Origin of the sequence: Micromonospora sp. NRRL B-16802 (assembly GCF_001279555.1) — a bacterium.
Lineage (GTDB): Bacteria > Actinomycetota > Actinomycetes > Mycobacteriales > Micromonosporaceae > Micromonospora > Micromonospora profundi.
The window spans coordinates 41,934-57,515 of sequence record NZ_LGEB01000060.1; the positions used below are offsets into that span (position 1 = coordinate 41,934).

Annotated in this window: 15 protein-coding genes; 11 read left to right on the forward strand and 4 right to left on the reverse strand. The window is 71.2% G+C overall.

The genetic code is table 11. From position 1 onward, the window contains the following. Window positions 1–38: 38 nt before the first annotated feature. Genes ADK66_RS15780 through ADK66_RS15815 form a run of 8 tightly spaced genes read left to right on the forward strand, consistent with a single transcriptional unit; the run spans window position 39 to window position 6,309 of the window. The gene (locus tag ADK66_RS15780) at window positions 39–857 is read left to right on the forward strand and encodes a CoA transferase subunit A (protein ID WP_053655935.1); all 819 of its coding nucleotides are present in this window, start codon (window positions 39–41) and stop codon (window positions 855–857) included. A 32-nt stretch (window positions 858–889) separates the two neighbouring features. Further along, on the forward strand, window positions 890–1,657 hold the full coding sequence (locus ADK66_RS15785; protein WP_053656006.1) for a CoA-transferase subunit beta: 768 nt from the start codon (window positions 890–892) through the stop codon (window positions 1,655–1,657). A 12-nt stretch (window positions 1,658–1,669) separates the two neighbouring features. Next, window positions 1,670–2,422 (forward strand): protocatechuate 3,4-dioxygenase subunit beta, encoded by a 753-nt coding sequence (gene pcaH / locus ADK66_RS15790; protein ID WP_053655937.1) that lies wholly within the window; start codon window positions 1,670–1,672, stop codon window positions 2,420–2,422. Beyond that, the gene (gene pcaG, locus ADK66_RS15795; protein ID WP_053655939.1) at window positions 2,415–2,987 is read left to right on the forward strand and encodes a protocatechuate 3,4-dioxygenase subunit alpha; all 573 of its coding nucleotides are present in this window, start codon (window positions 2,415–2,417) and stop codon (window positions 2,985–2,987) included. The genes pcaH and pcaG overlap by 8 nt, the downstream gene beginning before the upstream one ends. Then, a complete protein-coding gene (pcaB, locus tag ADK66_RS15800; RefSeq protein ID WP_231640050.1) occupies window positions 2,962–4,302 on the forward strand; it encodes a 3-carboxy-cis,cis-muconate cycloisomerase in 1,341 nt (446 codons plus the stop codon). The genes pcaG and pcaB overlap by 26 nt, the downstream gene beginning before the upstream one ends. Next, window positions 4,299–5,078: a 3-oxoadipate enol-lactonase gene (pcaD, locus tag ADK66_RS15805; RefSeq protein ID WP_053655943.1), complete on the forward strand. Its 780-nt coding sequence runs from the start codon at window positions 4,299–4,301 to the stop codon at window positions 5,076–5,078. Before pcaB ends, pcaD begins: the two co-directional genes overlap by 4 nt. Next, on the forward strand, window positions 5,075–5,455 hold the full coding sequence (gene pcaC, locus ADK66_RS15810) for a 4-carboxymuconolactone decarboxylase (protein ID WP_053655946.1): 381 nt from the start codon (window positions 5,075–5,077) through the stop codon (window positions 5,453–5,455). Before pcaD ends, pcaC begins: the two co-directional genes overlap by 4 nt. Continuing rightward, entirely contained in the window at window positions 5,452–6,309 is an 858-nt protein-coding gene (locus ADK66_RS15815) for an IclR family transcriptional regulator (protein WP_053655948.1), read from the forward strand. The genes pcaC and ADK66_RS15815 overlap by 4 nt, the downstream gene beginning before the upstream one ends. A gap of 57 nt (window positions 6,310–6,366) precedes the next feature. On the opposite strand, the gene ADK66_RS15820 is transcribed toward ADK66_RS15815, so the two are convergent. The 4 genes from ADK66_RS15820 to ADK66_RS15835 all read right to left on the reverse strand — a co-directional run bounded on the left by ADK66_RS15820 (window position 6,367) and on the right by ADK66_RS15835 (window position 11,222). Beyond that, window positions 6,367–7,101 (reverse strand): DUF4386 domain-containing protein, encoded by a 735-nt coding sequence (locus ADK66_RS15820; protein WP_231640051.1) that lies wholly within the window; start codon window positions 7,099–7,101, stop codon window positions 6,367–6,369. A gap of 167 nt (window positions 7,102–7,268) precedes the next feature. Next, a complete protein-coding gene (locus tag ADK66_RS15825; protein WP_231640052.1) occupies window positions 7,269–8,303 on the reverse strand; it encodes a hypothetical protein in 1,035 nt (344 codons plus the stop codon). Between the two features lie 73 nt (window positions 8,304–8,376). Continuing rightward, window positions 8,377–9,522: an SPFH domain-containing protein gene (locus tag ADK66_RS15830; protein WP_053655954.1), complete on the reverse strand. Its 1,146-nt coding sequence runs from the start codon at window positions 9,520–9,522 to the stop codon at window positions 8,377–8,379. A gap of 380 nt (window positions 9,523–9,902) precedes the next feature. Further along, window positions 9,903–11,222, reverse strand: coding sequence for a cellulose binding domain-containing protein (locus ADK66_RS15835; protein ID WP_053655955.1), 1,320 nt, complete (start codon window positions 11,220–11,222; stop codon window positions 9,903–9,905). A 793-nt stretch (window positions 11,223–12,015) separates the two neighbouring features. Here ADK66_RS15835 and ADK66_RS15840 point away from each other — a divergent pair. The 3 genes from ADK66_RS15840 to ADK66_RS15850 are packed head-to-tail and all read left to right on the forward strand — an operon-like array spanning window position 12,016 to window position 15,580. Further along, a complete protein-coding gene (locus ADK66_RS15840; protein ID WP_053655957.1) occupies window positions 12,016–13,671 on the forward strand; it encodes an ABC transporter substrate-binding protein in 1,656 nt (551 codons plus the stop codon). 14 nt (window positions 13,672–13,685) lie between these two features. Next, window positions 13,686–14,696 carry an ABC transporter permease gene (locus ADK66_RS15845; RefSeq protein ID WP_053655959.1) on the forward strand — a complete coding sequence of 337 codons (1,011 nt, stop codon included), beginning with the start codon at window positions 13,686–13,688 and terminating at the stop codon, window positions 14,694–14,696. After that, window positions 14,696–15,580 carry an ABC transporter permease gene (locus tag ADK66_RS15850; protein ID WP_053655961.1) on the forward strand — a complete coding sequence of 295 codons (885 nt, stop codon included), beginning with the start codon at window positions 14,696–14,698 and terminating at the stop codon, window positions 15,578–15,580. The genes ADK66_RS15845 and ADK66_RS15850 overlap by 1 nt, the downstream gene beginning before the upstream one ends. Window positions 15,581–15,582 lie beyond the last annotated feature (2 nt).

Consider the following 15,582-nt stretch of genomic DNA (forward strand, 5'->3'; position numbering starts at 1 on the left):
GTGCGTATAGCGAACAGTCGGCGGGTCCGGGGAGGGTCATGGCGAAGCTCGTCTCGCTGGCCGACGGTGTCGCGGACCTGGTCCGCGACGGTGACGTGGTGGCCCTGGAGGGGTTCACGCATCTCATCCCGTTCGCCGCCGGTCACGAGATCATCCGGCAGGGTCGGCAGGACCTGACACTGGTGCGGATGACACCCGACGTCATCTACGACCAGCTCATCGGCGCGGGATGCGCCAGTCGCCTGGTCTTCTCCTGGGGCGGCAACCCGGGGGTGGGGTCGCTGCACCGCTTCCGCGACGCCGTGCAGCACGGCTGGCCGCGTCCGCTGGAGTTGGAGGAGCACAGCCACGCGGGCATGGCGAACCGCTACGTGGCGGGGGCGTCCGGGCTGCCGTTCGCCGTCCTACGCGGCTACTCGGGCACCGACCTGCTCCGCCACACGTCGAACATCCGGCCCATCACCTGCCCCTTCACCGGCGAGACCCTCACCGCCGTGCCCGCCCTGCGCCCCGACGTGACAGTGGTGCACGCGCAGCGCGCCGACCGGGCCGGAAACGTGCAGATGTGGGGCATCACCGGTGTGCAGAAGGAGGCGGTGCTCGCCGCCCACCGCTCGCTCGTCACAGTCGAGGAGATCGTGGACGAGTTGCAGCCGGTGCCGGGGCAGGTAGTGCTGCCCGGCTGGGCGGTCACGGCGGTGGCCGAGGTGCCCGGCGGCGCACACCCCTCCTACGCCCACGGCTACTCCGTACGCGACAACGACTTCTACCGGGCGTGGGACGCCGTCAGCCGGCACCGCGACACCTTCCGCGACTGGCTGGACCAGCACGTGCACCGGGCCGGGGCGACGGCGTGAGCGACGGGCCGGCGGCCTGGACCGCTGACGAGATGATGACAGTCGCGGCGGCCCGCCAACTGCGCGACGGCGCCGCCTGCTTCGTCGGGATCGGGTTGCCCAGCACCGCTGCGAACCTGGCCCGGGCCACCCATGCCCCGAACCTGGTGCTCGTCTACGAGTCCGGCTGCCTCGGCGCGAAGCCGGACCGACTGCCACTGTCCATCGGGGACGGCGTGCTGGCCGACACGGCCGACGCCGTGGTGTCGGTGCCCGAGGTGTTCAACTACTGGCTCCAACCCGGCCGGATCGACGTCGGCTTCCTCGGAGCCGCGCAGCTCGACAGGTACGGCAACATCAACACCACTGTCGTCGGAGGCGACTACGACGCACCGGTCGTCCGCCTGCCCGGCGCCGGGGGAGCCCCGGAGATCGCCGCCTCCTGCCGGGAGGTCGTGGTGATCGTCAGGCAGAACCGCCGGACGTTCACCGAACGGGTCGACTTCGTCACCTCTGTCGGGTACGGGTCGGGCCCAGGCGACCGGGAACGGCTCGGTCTACGCGGCGGGGGGCCACGCCTGGTGATCACCGATCTCGGCGTCCTCGAACCCGACCCGGTCACCTGCGAGCTGACGCTTACCCACCTGCACCCCGGCGTGACCCGGGAGCAGGCGCGTGCGGCGACCGGCTGGGACCTCGCCGTCGTGGAGCCGCTCAGCACGGGCGAGCCGCCGACGGCACACGAGTTGGCGGTGCTGCGGGCGCTGGAGGCGACCAAGCAGCCACTGCCGCAGCGGCAGGCCGTGGCACCGGAAGCCTGACGGGAGACGACAATGACCCAGAACTCCGTCCACCCTGCCGACGCCGGCCTGGTGCTGCCGCAGTACCGGCGCGACGACATCGACGCCCACCCGCCGCTGCTCAGCCCCGGCTACAAGTCGACAGTGGGGCGCGCGCCGAAGCAGCCGCTCACCTACCTGCCGCAACGGCTGACCGAGATCACCGGGCCGCTTCTGGGGGAGGGCCGGCTCGGCGACCTCGACCACGACCTGACCCGGCAACACGACGGGGAGCCGCAGGGGCAGCGGATCATCGTGCACGGCCGGGTCCGGGACGGCGACGGTCGGCCGGTGCCCCACACGCTCGTCGAGATCTGGCAGGCAAACGCCGCCGGCCGGTACCGCCACGCGAGCGACACCTGGCCTGCACCGCTCGACCCCCACTTCGAGGGGGTGGGCCGGGCGCTCACCGACGAGCGGGGGCGCTACCGGTTCATCACAGTGCAGCCCGGCGCCTACCCGTGGCGCAACCACGACAACGCCTGGCGGCCGGCGCACATCCACTTCTCCCTCTTCGGCCGCGCGTTCACCCAGCGCCTGGTGACGCAGATGTACTTCCCGGGTGACCCGCTCTTCTTCCAGGATCCGATCTTCAACTCGGTCCGCGACCCGGACGCGCGCAACCGGATGGTCGCCCGGTACGACCACGCCACGACGGTGCCGGAGTGGGCGCTGGCGTACGAGTTCGACATCGTGCTGCGGGGCCGGGCGAGCACTCCCTTCGAGGGCGAGGACGACGATGAGTGAGCGGTTGGGTGTGACGCCCGCGCAGACCGTCGGGCCGTACCTGCACATCGGTCTGCGCTGGCCCGACGGCCCGTACGTCGTCCCCGAGGGCACGCCCGGGGCGTTTTGGATCCGCGGCCGGATCCTCGACGGCGCCGGGGAGCCGGTTGTCGACGCGCTTGTGGAGAGCTGGCAGGCGGACCCGGACGGCCGTTTCGACCACCCGGACGACCCGCGCGGGGCCCGGCAGCCAGCGCTGGCGGGCTTCCGTGGCTTCGGGCGCAGCGAGACCGACGGGCAGGGGTGGTACGAGCTGCTGACAGTGAAGCCGGGGCCGCTGCCCGACCCGGACGGCGGCACCGAGGCACCTCACCTGGCCCTGTCGGTCCTCGGTCGAGGGCTGCTGCACCGTCTCGCGACCCGGCTCTACTTTCCCGACGAGCCGGCGGCGAACGGCGGCGACCCCGTGCTGCGCAGCGTCGACGCCGACCGCCGGGACACACTGATCGCCAGTCCCACGCCGGACGGGCTCCGCTTCGACATCCGCCTCCAGGGTGACCGTGAGACAGTCTTCTTCGCCGTCTGACGGGCTGCTGGGCAGCCTCTCCGGTGCTTCCGACGTCGACCTGGAACTCGGCGACACGGCCCTGCTGCGGGCCCTGCTCGACGCGGAGGCCGCGCTCGTCCGCGCCGCTGCGGACGCCGGTGTCCTGCCCACGACCGCGGCCGACGCGATAGTCGAGCAGTGCCGCGCCGAACGGTACGACACGGCGTCCCTCGGCCGGACGGCCGACGCGGCAGGCAACCCTGTCGTCCCGCTGGTGCGGGAGCTGACCGCCGCAGTGCCGGAGCACGCCAAGGGTTGGGTGCACATCGGCGCGACAAGCCAGGACATCCTCGACACCGCGCTGAGCCTGGTGGCCGTACGGGCGCTCGGGCCGCTGCTGCGCCACCTCGACGCCGCAGTGGATGCCGCCGCCCGGCTCGCCGACACCCACCGGGACACCGTCCTGGTCGCCCGGACCCTCGGGCAGCAGGCGGCACCCACCACGTTCGGGCTCAAGGCCGCCGGCTGGTTGACAGGCCTTGTCGACGCCCGGGACCGGCTCCGGCAGGCGGGCGCCGCCCAACCCGCGCAACTCGGCGGCGCGGTCGGCACCCTTGCCGCGCTCGGCCCGGCCGGCCCGGACATCGCCGAGCGGTTCGCCGCGCACCTGGGTCTCCCAGCCAGCCCGCTGCCCTGGCACACCCGCAGACAGCCCCGGCTCGACCTGGCCGCCGCCCTCGGTGGGCTTCTCGCGGCCACCGGCAAGCTCGCGCTCGACGTCGGGCTGCTGGCCCAGACCGAGATCGGCGAAGTCGCCGAGGGCGGGGCCGGGCGGGGCGGCTCCTCGGCGATGCCGCACAAGCACAACCCGGTGGACTCGGTGCTTATCGGCTCCGCCGCGCGGCGCGGTCCAGGCCTCGTCGCCACACTGTTCGCCGCCGCCGTGCAGGAGCACGAACGGGCCGCCGGCGCGTGGCACGCCGAGTGGGAGCCCCTGCTCGACCTGCTGCACCTTGCCGGCGGCGCGGCCAGCCGGTGTGCGCGGATGCTGGCCGAGCTCCAGGTCCGCCCGGAGCGGATGCGCAGGAACCTCGACGCCACGGGTGGGCTCGTGCTCGCCGAGGCGGTCGCCGCGCGGCTGGCACCCGCCCTCGGCCGCAGCGCAGCACACGACCTGGTCACCCGCGCCGCCGCCGCGCCCTCGTTCCGCGCGGCCCTGCTCGCCGACCCGCAGGTCCGCGCCCACCTGTCCGAGGCGCAGGTCGACGAGGCCCTCGACCCGCACCGCTGGCTCGGCTCGGCCGGCCGGTTCGTCGACAACGCCCTGGCCGCCGTGCGAGGGCCGCAGACATGACAGCTCGGCTGCACACCACAGTCGACGGACCGGCCGACGCGCCGGTGCTGCTGCTCGGCAGCTCCCTCGGCACCACGGGCGCGATGTGGGAACCCCAGGTGGCGGCCCTCGCGAAGCGGTTCCGGGTCATCCGGTACGACCACCTGGGCCACGGCCGCTCGGCGGTGCCGTCCGGCCCGTACACGATGGATCTTCTGGGCTGTGAGCTGCTGCGGACGCTCGACGACCTCGACGTGCCGTGGGTCCACTACGCGGGCCTCTCCCTCGGCGGCATGGTCGGCATGTGGCTCGCCGCGCACGCGCCCGACCGGGTGCGGCGGCTGGCGCTGCTCTGCACGTCGGCGTCGCTCGGCCCACCCGAGCAGTGGCGGGACCGGGCGGCGACGGTACGAGCCGTCGGGCTGGAAGCCGTCGCCGACGCTGTGGTGGCCCGCTGGTTCACTCCCGGCTTCGCCGCCGACCGACCGGACGTGGTCGCCACCCACCGTGCCATGCTCACCGCGACGTCCCCCGCCGGCTACGCCGCGTCCTGCGAGGCGATAGCCACAATGGATCTGCGCCCCGACCTGGCCCGGATCGACGCGCCGACACTTGTCGTCGCGGGCGCCGACGACAGGGCCACCTCCGTGGAACACGCCCGCGAGATCGTCGGGCGCATCCCCGGTGCCCGGCTGGCAGTGGTGGGCGCGGCGGCGCACCTGGCAAACGTCGAGCAACCCGGGCAGGTGAGCCGACTCCTGTTGGACCACTTCGACGAGAGACCGGGAGACCGATGAACGACAGGGAGCGGCACGAGGCAGGCATGACGGTACGCCGGCAGGTGCTGGGTGACGCGCACGTCGACAGCGCGGTGGCCGGCACCGACGAGTTCACCGCCGACTTCCAGGACTTCATCACCCGCTATGCGTGGGGCGAGGTGTGGAGCCGGCCCGGCCTCGACCGGCGTACCCGCAGTTGCATCACCCTCGCCGTGCTCGCCACCCTGCACCACGACGAGGAGTTGGCGATGCACGTCCGCGCCGCGCTGCGCAACGGACTGAGCCGGCAGGAGGTGGCGGAGGTCCTGCTCCAGGTCGGCGTCTACGCTGGCGTACCGGCGGCCAACCGGGCGTTCAAGGTGGCCCGGGAGGCCCTGCGGCAGGAGGCCGGGTGAGCGTGCGCGCGGAGGCGACGAGATCGCCGGAGTTCGTCCAATCGCTGGAGCGCGGGCTCGCGGTGATCCGGGCGTTCGACGCCGACCACCCGCAACTCACGCTCAGCGATGTGTCCCGCAGGACCGGGCTGACCCGGGCCGCCGCGCGCCGGTTCCTGCACACACTGGTCGAGTTGGGCTACGTGCACACCGACGGCAGGCTCTTCTCGCTGCGGGCGCGGATCCTCGACCTCGGCTACGCGTACCTGTCGAGCCTGAGCCTGCCCGAGGTCGCGCAGCGGCATATGGAGGCGCTTGTCGCGCAGGTACGCGAGTCCTGCTCGGTGTCGGTGCTCGACGGCGACGAGGTGGTCTACGTCGCCCGCGTTCCCACCAAGCGGATCATGACGGTGGGGATCAGCGTCGGCACCCGCTTCCCCGCGTACGCCACGTCCATGGGCCGGGTGCTGCTCGCCGCGCAACCGGCGGACTGGCTGGACGCCTACCTCGCCACGGCCCAGCTGCGGCCGTTGACGCGGCGCACCATCACCGACCCGGCGAAGCTGCGGACCGTCCTGGCGAAGATCGCCGCCCAGGGGTACGCGATAGTGGACCAGGAGTTGGAGGAAGGGCTGCGGTCGCTCGCCGCGCCGATCCATGGCGAGAACGGAACGGTGATCGCCGCGGTCAACGTCTCCGCGCACGCCTCCCGGGGCTCCTTCGAGGTGATCCGCCGGGACCTGCTCCCGCCGCTGCTGGCCGCCGCGAAGCGCATCGAGGAGGACGTCCGGGGCGGCCACGCCCGGGCAGGTGCCGACCCGTCCGCCACCCACGTCGGCGGCGCGGGTCACCCGATTCGACAGGCCAGCCGATGAGCGAGGCCCGGCGGCGCGCGGCCTGAACCGCGGCCGGCGGCAGCCGCTGCCCCTCGGTCAGACGGTGGTGTCCTGGACGGGCCGGACGCCGTTGACAGCCAGGTCGGCGGTGACCGGCGAGGGCTTGAAGCCCTTGACGATCAGGTAGACGCCCAGCGAGAACTCCCACACGGCGATGGGGAGGGCGGTGAGGGCCGTCACGGGGGACAACCGGTCCCAGAGACCGAACAGGATGCCGAGATCGGCGGCGACGAGCAGGGGCGCTCCCGCGAGCCCGATCAGTGGGAGTACCCGTGGCACCAGGCGTGCCTGGTACAGCAGGGAACCCAGCAGCAGGGCGTTCACGGCCGGCAGGAAGCTCTGGCTGAGCAGGAAGATCGAGTCGTAGAAGGCGACAAGCATCTGACCGGTGACGAGCGCGTCCGCTCCGACTTCGGCCCGCCGCAGGGCCACGACCGTCAGGAGGCTCGCGACGCCGATGAAGATGCCTGCGGCTTCGAGGACCCGGACGCCGACGAAGCCCAGCGCACGGGCTTCACCCTGCCGCTTGAGCACCGGATACAGCGCGATGGCGGTGCCCATGCAGGCGAGGGCGACGATCACCTCGAGGGCGGCGCCGACGGCGACCGAGGTGTCCGACGTGGTGCCGACGATGTAGTCAGCGTCGCGCACCGGCGCGTACAGGGAGAGCGTCGGAATCGAGACGAAGGTGAGCACATAGAACACGCCCGCGACAAGCGAGGTCTTCCTCAGCGCGTCCATCGGGGCCCTTTCCGTCGCGACCGTTGTCATGCCGTCACCTTCCTGCGGATCGCGCACTCGCGAATCGGCCGCTCGGGCATTCCTCGACCCGTCCACCAGTCCGGACCGCTTCGGCGGCCTGAAGCGCATCGGCACGGGCCACCGGTATCGGTACCGGTGGCCCGTGCCGCTGTGCGTGCCCGTCGACGGGGGAGAAGCTAGCGACTCAGCACGTACGCCATCACGAGCGCCGCCACCAGCGCCAGCGCGGCCAGCACCGCCGCCGCGATCTTCGCCGCGCTGTACGGACGCTCGCCGATGACCTCGCCGGTCCGGGCGTTGACCAGGACCTGGTACGACTTGCCGGCGTGCAGGTACGCGGCGATCCACACCGGCAGCAGCATCAACTTGTACGCCACGTCCGAGTAGGCGGTGTCCACCGCGGAGACCCGCTGCTCGTCCCCGCCGATGTCCGACCGGCAGTCCCCCTCGATGACCGGTGCCATCCGCGACTTCGCCTCGACGAGCCCCGCCTCGGGCTCGGTGTCATAGCGCAGCGCGTGATATCCGGCCAGGTAGTCGCTGTGGTACGCGACCGCCTCGGTCAGCGGCCACGGGGCCAGCTCGTCGAGCTGCTTCGCCGGCAGGTGCGTGGTGGCGGGCACCAGCACGTCGTCGAAGTCCCGGCGGACGGTGCCGCTCGCCGGGTGCCACCGGGTGTGGCGCACCTGTCGGGTGCGCGTCTCCTGCCGACCGTCCACAGTCACCGTGTACGTCTCGGTGACGTAGTAGTGCTCACCGCGCTGACCCTGGTAGTCCGACACGGTTCGCGCGTCGAACGTCCAGTGCGGCAGGTAGGTGCCCTTGAGCGTCTCCGCCTCGCTTACCTTCTTCAGGCTCCCCGGCGCGAACCAGCGGCTGCGGCACCAGGTGCCCAGGGCGGTGCGCACGCCCGCCCGGTCCACAGCGAACGGCAGCACCGCCTCCGGCGCGATCAACTCGCCGGTCACGTTCTCCGCCACCAGTGGCGTGGCGCAGAACTGGCAGCGCTTCGCGATAGCGTCGCTCTCGGTGTGAGCGCCGCAGGCCGGGCAGACGTACGCGTGCGCGGCGACGCTTGCCACCGGCTTGCGCGGCAGGCTCGCCAGTTCGTTGTACGCGTGCTCGCGCACCTCCCGGCCGGCACCGGCGACCTCCTGCCGGTACCCGCAGTACGGGCAGCTCAGCGCTGCCGCGCCCGGCGTGTACTCCACGCGTGCGCCACACCCCCCGCACCCGTACGAGGGCGGGGAAACCGCAATCTCGCTCATGCCGGCACTCGCCCCCTCACTGCGGCGGCAGCGGTGGCGGGACGCTGGCCAGCACCGCCGCCAGCTCCGGCACCTGCCCGGCGGGCTGCCACTGAGCCATGCCGGCCTGCCAGACGAGCGTGTCCGGGCCCAACGTGCCCGCGCCCACCTGCTCGGCCAGCCCACCGAGGTCGTACGGGCCCTGCCGCTGCCCGGCGACGCCGACGTACCACTGCGCCTGGTTCGGCAGCGGCGGCGGCTCGGCGGCGGCCGGCTGAGCGGGGGCCGGCTGTGCGGCGGCTGGTGCCGGCTGCGGCGCGCCCGAGCCGCCCGCCATCGCCCGGGACATCTGCTGGCCCATGGCCATGCCCATGCCCAGCCCGATGCCGGCGCCCGCCTCGCCGCCTGGGTTCTTGGCTGCGGCCTCCATGGCGTTGGCCGCCTGGAACTGGGTGTACCGGCCCAGGTCGCCGACAGCGCCCATGCTGGTCCGCTTGTCGAGCGCCTGCTCCACCTCCGGCGGCACGGAGACGTTCTCGATGACGAACTTGGGGATCGCGATACCGACCTCGGCCAGCTCCGCTGTCAACACGCCCGCGAGGCGCCGGCCGATCTCGTCCTGGTGCGCCGCCAGGTCCAGCAGCGGCACGCCCGCCGTGGCCAGCGCGTTGCCCAGTCGTCCCACGATGAGCTGCCGCAGGTATTCCTGCACCTCCTCGGTGCGGAACTGCGGGTCGGTGCCGACAAGCTCCCGCAGGAGCTGTGAGGCGTCCACCACCCGGGCCGCGTACGCGCCGAACGCCCGCACCCGGACCACGCCGAACTCGGCGTCACGCAGGATGATCGGGTTCTGCGTGCCCCACTTCATGTCGGTGAACTGCCGGGTGTTGACGAAGTACACCTCGGCCTTGAACGGCGAGTTGAAGCCGTACTTCCAGCCCTTGAGGGTGGACAGGATGGGCATGTTCCGGGTTTCCAGCGTGTACGTTCCCGGGGGGAAGGCGTCGGCGATCTTCCCCTCGTTGACGAAGACCGCCGTCTGGGACTCCCGGACGACCAACTGGGCGCCCATCTTGATCTCGTTCTGGTACCGGGGGAACCGCCAGACGATCGTGTCCCGGCTGTCATCCAGCCACTCAACGATGTCGACGAGTTCGCCCCGGAGCATGTCCATCAGCCCCATCGCACACCCTCCCGTCGGCGCCGAGGTCCGGCGTCGCGGCGACCATAGCAACCCCCCGCCACCTGCGAAAAGCGAGTCTTGGACACCGATTCGCCGCCGCCGATCGCCGTCTCGACCGGTGGCTGAGGGCACCTTGCACCGAACGCACGGCCCGGTCGGCACTGGCGTACACCGGCCGGTGCAGACCTGGGCGGCTGGCGGTGGCCGATCGGTCAGGAAGCGTCGCCGGAGGGCTGTGTGCTGCCCGCGTTCGCTCAGGTGGCGTCGCCGGTCGTCGTCCCGGGTCGGACGTACTCGACGTACACGTTGTCCATGTTGGACAGAACTGTCGCGCCGTGTGCCCGGAGCCGGCTGGCTCCGGGCACACGTGTCGCCGTCGGTCAGGGGCTGGTGCAGGTGACGCCGCTGGGCGGCGTGGCGCCGTTGCCGGTGGCGGTGAATCCGAAGGTGGTGGAGGCGTTCGGGCCCAACGAGCCGTTGTATGCGGCGTTCTGGACGCTGACGGTGCCGGTGGTGCCGGTGTTGACGCCGTTCCAGAGGCTGCTGATGGTCTGGCCGGAGGCCAGGCCCAGGCGCACGGTCCAGCCGTTGAGCGGGGCGGTGCTGGTGTTGGCCACTGTGACCTCAGCCTGGAAACCGCCGGGCCAGGTGTTCACGGTGCGGTAGGTGGCGGTGCAGACGCCCGGTTCGCCGGTCGGCGGCGGGGTGGTGGGTGGCGGTGTGGTCGGCGGAGGCGTGGTGGGCGGCGCGGACGTGGGTGGCGGGCTCGTCGGCGGCGCGGTGGTGGGCGGCGGCGTGGTCTCGAACTGGGTGAAGAACCGCCAGATCTCCGCAGAGGTCCACGTCCGCGAGTCGTTCGGGCTTGACGACCCGTCGACAGGGCTGGGGGTGTGGTCGCCGTCGAAGGCTGCCCACTGCACCGGGTATCCGGCCCGGCAGCCGGAGTAGGTGGTGGTGATGTGGGTGAGGCTGCCTCGGCTCGGCTCGCGTGGGCTCTGCGCGGTGCAACCGTTGTTCCGGACGAACGTGTCCCGCAGCGATCGACCCATGGAGATGTTGAGGACGCTGTCGAAGGTGCCGTGGATGCCGAAGTAGGCGACGGGCTGGGTGCCGCCGTTGCATCCGCTGAGGTTGGCGCCGGAAATCACGGTTACCGCCCGGACGACGGTGGGCCGCGCGCAGGCCACCGCGTAGCTCATCGCCCCGCCGTAGCTCCAGCCGAGGGCGAAGCGCTGGGTCGTTTCGACGCAGAGGTCGTTCTCCACCTGCCGGGAGATGTCGTCGAAGAGGGTCAGGTCGCGGCCGTTGGTGTTGGCCCAGCCGTTGTCGATGCCCTGGGGCGCGACGAAGATCGTGCTGTTGTTCGACAGCGGCAGCAGACCGTAGTAGCCGGCCGAGGCGACGTTGTTCGCCGACCCGTTCAGCCAGTGGAAGCCGAAGATCAGCCGGTAGGGGCGGTTCCTGTCGTAGTTGTCCGGGATCCGCAGGATGTAGGTGCGGTTCTGCCCGCTGCTGGAGATGGTGCGCGTCCCGCTGGTCAGGGTGGGCGCCTTACCGCATCCGGCGGTCGCCGCGAGCGTGCCGTTGGTCGCGGCCTCCGCCGTGGCGCCCAGCGCGCCGCTCAACGCCGCGCCGGTGGACGCCGCGAGGAGAACGGCTGCGGCGGCGATTGTCGACAACAGCTGTGTACGTTTGACCATTGCTTGCCTCCTTGCCCTTGATCGTCTGGGCCGGTGGTGCGCACGACGTCGACCGAACGACCCGCCGGCTGTGCCCGGCTCGTCCGCCATCGACGAGCCGGTTCGTGCCCGGGCTCTCCGTCGATGCGGGGGCGCCCGTGCGGGCGGGGGGAGGCTGGGCATGTGGCCGGGTCGGAATCGCCCGTTGGCCGCCTGCGGTCAGCCAGCATCGGCGGAGCGGCCCGGACTTGTCGCCGACCGGCCAGGCGGCGCGGTGGTGGTGCCCACGAGCGCCCTGCCGATTGGCTGGGGTGACGGGGAGCGTGCCCTGCACTCCCGCGCCGAAAGATAGCAGTTTATCGATAACATCTCCAGCCGCCGTCTTGCGGAAAGTAGGGCGACGGCTGCTGTCTCCCGGGGGCGCGGCACCGCCTCGCCGGGTCGGTCCAGGGCATCCTGGCGGCACGTTCCTCCGCCGTAACTATCGCGCCGCCGACCGCAAATTCCAGAGGTGTGGTCGCCCGGGCGCGTGTGAGCGCTCACAGCGCGTCGGGTCGCACGCCGGGGCGATCGGGGGAACCGCTGGAGCCCTTCATTCGGGCGGCTCGCCGTGAACAGGTTTGGTAACGATTCTGTGAACCCGTGTGAACGCTTCCTACCTGCTAATCCCGCACTTCGAGAAGGGTTTCGGGCAAAGGTGCAGAGGCGGCCCGTGAACACCGTTCACCCGCTTGTTCACTCTCGCTTAATCCTGTAGAACTCGGGGTGGGTCCGCTGGGCGGCCCGTCTCCCCCTGGTTCTAGGAGGACTACTCATGGCTCGTTCACACCGCTCGGGCGCCTCCTCGCCCGCGCTCTCCCGCCGCGGGGTTCTGCAGTTGGGCGGCAGCGTCGCGCTCCTTCTGGCCACCGGCGCCTGCGCTGCGGACAGCGGCAACAAGCCGAAGGACGGCGCGTCGGGCGGCCCCGCCGCCAAGACGTTGCGCATCGCTGTCTCGAGCTACCTGTCGAGCTGGGACCAGGACTTCGTCGGCTTCGACCTGACCGCGCTGATGCTCTACAAGAACGTCTTCCCGTACCTGATCGACTACGGGGTCACCACCGCCAGCGGCAGCCAGATCCTCGACACCCAGAACGTCACCCCGACGTTCGCCGAGTCGTTCCAGCCCGACGCCGAGCAGAAGGTGTGGACGCTCAAGCTGCGTCGCGGCGTGAAGTTCGCAAGCGGCAACGAGATGAAGGCCGCCGACGTGAAGTGGTCGAAGGACCGCGCGTTCGCCGCCCAGGCCAACGTGGCAGGCGTCTACCGCACCATCGGCCTCACGAGCGCCGACCAGGTCAAGGTCGTCGACGACTACACCGTCGAGTTCCACCAGGCGTTCCCCAGCGCCCTCACCCGGCAGATCCAGGCGATCTCGCTGTACGTCTTCGACTCCGTCGAGGCCAAGAAGCACGCCACCGCCAGCGACCCCTGGGCCAAGGAGTGGTTCGCGAAGAACCCGCCCACCGGCGGCTACTACAACGTTACGAAGGCCAACCAGGGCCAGGAGATCGAGCTCAGCGCGAACACCGACTACCCGGGCCCCGACCCGGCCAAGACGCCGACCATCCGGATCTCGGTCGTGCCGGCCGCGTCCAACCAGCGGTTGCAGCTGCAGGCCGGTGACGTCGACATCGCCCTCGGCATCAGCCAGCGCGACATCCAGGACCTCAAGAAGACGCCCGGCATCAAGGTCATCTCGGCCCCCAGCAACCGCCAGGTCGCCATCCAGATGTCTGTCACCGCGGCGCCGTTCAACGACGTGAACATCCGTAAGGCGCTCGCCTATGCCGTGCCCTACGAGCAGATCATCAGCAACGTGTACGGCGGTGACGCCCGCGCGGCCAAGAGCACTGTGCCGCTGGACATGCCCGGACACGACGACAACGGCTACCCGTACGCCCACGACATCGACAAGGCCAAGGCCGCGATGGCCGCCGCCGGCCGTTCGTCGCTGGACTCCGAGCTGGTCTTCGAGTCCGACAACGAGGAACAGCAGAAGATCGCCGTCCAGGTGCAGAGCGAGGCCGCGAAGGCGGGCATCAGGCTCAAGCTGACCCCGCTGGACCCCGCGACCCTCGGCGAGCGACGGACCAAGAAGAACATCCCGCTCCAGATCACCTCCGGGCAGCTCTGGGTCGACGACATCGAGTACATGCTCGCCACGAGCTTCGTGAAGGGCGCCAACCTCAACTACTCCAACTACAGCAACCCGGAGATCGAGCAGATCTACGAGAAGTCGCACACCACCGTCGACACGGCTGCCCGTAACGCGCTCTGGAAGCGGGTCCAGGAGATCCTCGCCGCGGACGTGCCGTGGGTGGTCATCTGCCAGCCGAACTTCAACCTGCCCGTGCGGGAGTCTGTGGCCGGTTGGGTGCAGCCCATGGACGGTCTCGCCCGCCTGCGGTACCTGAGCGCGTCGGCCTAGGACGCCATCCGCCCATGCGTATCTTCCGGTTCGTCGTCAGGCGACTGCTCCAGCTGATCCCCGTTCTGCTCGGAGTGGTCGTCCTGGCGTTCCTCCTGGTCCGCGTGCTGCCGGGCGACCCGGTACGCAGCATCCTCGGGCCCAACGCCAGCGCGGAGGACGCCGAAGCCGCCCGGGTCCGCTTCGGCCTGGACAAGTCGCTGTGGCAACAGTTCCTCGACTACCTCGGGGGATTGGTCACCGGGGACTTCGGTACCTCCATCCAGAGCGGCAACTCCGTGGGCTCGGAGATGGCGCTGAGGATCGGGCCCACCCTGGAACTCGTCGTCATCGCCGTGACCATCGCCCTCGTGGTGGCGACAGTGCTCGGCGTCTGGTCGGCCCGACGGGCCAACCGGCTCGGCGACCACAGCGTCCGGATGTTCGCCCTGGCCGGCAACTCCGTACCCGAGTTCTGGCTCGGCCTGGTGCTAGTGCTCGTCGGCTACAGCATCCTCGGCTGGTTCCCGGCACCCAACGGGCGCGTCGACCCCGACACGAACCTCACGCCGATCACCGGCGCCGACCTCGTCGACGCCGTGCTCACCGCCAACGGACCGGCGTTCGCCTCCGCCGCGGCGTACCTGGCACTGCCAGTGCTGACCCTCGTCGTCGGCGTGGTCGCGCCGCTGCTGCGCAGCGTCCGGGCCTCCGCGCTGGAGGTGCTGCACTCCGAGTCGTACGCCGCGGCGCAGGCACACGGCCTGCGTGGCCGCACCCTGCACTACGGCTATCTGATGCGGGCGACGCTGGTCCGGCTGCCGTCGCTTGCCGCGTTGGTCTTCGGCACCGCCATCGGCTCGACAGTGCTCGTTGAGTACGTGTACTCGTGGCAGGGCTTCGGCCAGTGGGCCCTGCGCGGTCTGCTCTACCGGGACTACCCGGTGGTGCAGGCGTCGGTGCTGGTCATCGCGTTGTGCTACGTGCTGGTGTTCCTCATCGCCGACGTGGTCCACGCGATCCTCGACCCGAGAGTGAGGCTCTGATGGCCGAGCTGCGCACCGCCGTCACCGGCGACTCCACGGTGCCCGTGGTCGTCCCGGGCGGCGACCGGGACAGCCGTTTCGCACGGCGTCTGATCATCGCCGGGGCGACAATCCTGTCGGTGGTCGCGCTGGTGGCGGTGTTCGCGCCGCTGCTGAGCCCGTGGGGCGAAACCGAGATCGACCCGGCGAACACCCTTGTCGCCCCGGGTGGCAACCACCTGCTCGGCACCGACGGCAACGGCATGGACATCTGGAGCCGGATGCTCTACGCCGCCCGTCTCGACCTGGGCATCGCCCTGGCCGCTGTCGCGCTCGCGGTGGTCGTCGGCACCCTGCTCGGACTGATCGCCGGCTACTTCGGCGGCTGGCTCGACGACGTGCTGATGCGGGTGGTCGACATCTTCCAGTCGTTCCCCACGTTCATCCTGGCGCTTGCCGTGGCCGCCCTGCTCGGCAACGGCACGATCAACCTCATCATCACGATCGCCGCGGTGAACGCCCCGGCGTACGCCCGGCTGGTCCGCGCCGAGGTGCGGTCGCTGCGCGAGTTGCCGTTCGTGGACGCCGCGATCACCTCCGGCGCGTCGCCGGTGGGCGTGCTGTGGCGGCACCTGCTGCCCAACAGCCTCACTCCCGTCCGGGTGATCGCGCCGCTGAACTGCGGCTGGGCGATGCTCACCCTGGCCGGGCTCTCCTTCCTCGGTCTGGGTGTGAGCATCCCCGAGGCGGAATGGGGTGCCATGATCAGCCTGGGCGCCGCAGACGTGGTCGGTGGACGGTGGTGGACCTCGGTCCCACCCGGCCTGGCCCTGTTCGTCTGCGTCCTCGGGTTCAGCCTGCTGGGCGAGGGCCTGCAGGACCGCGCGAACGCGAAGCGGCGGTGACC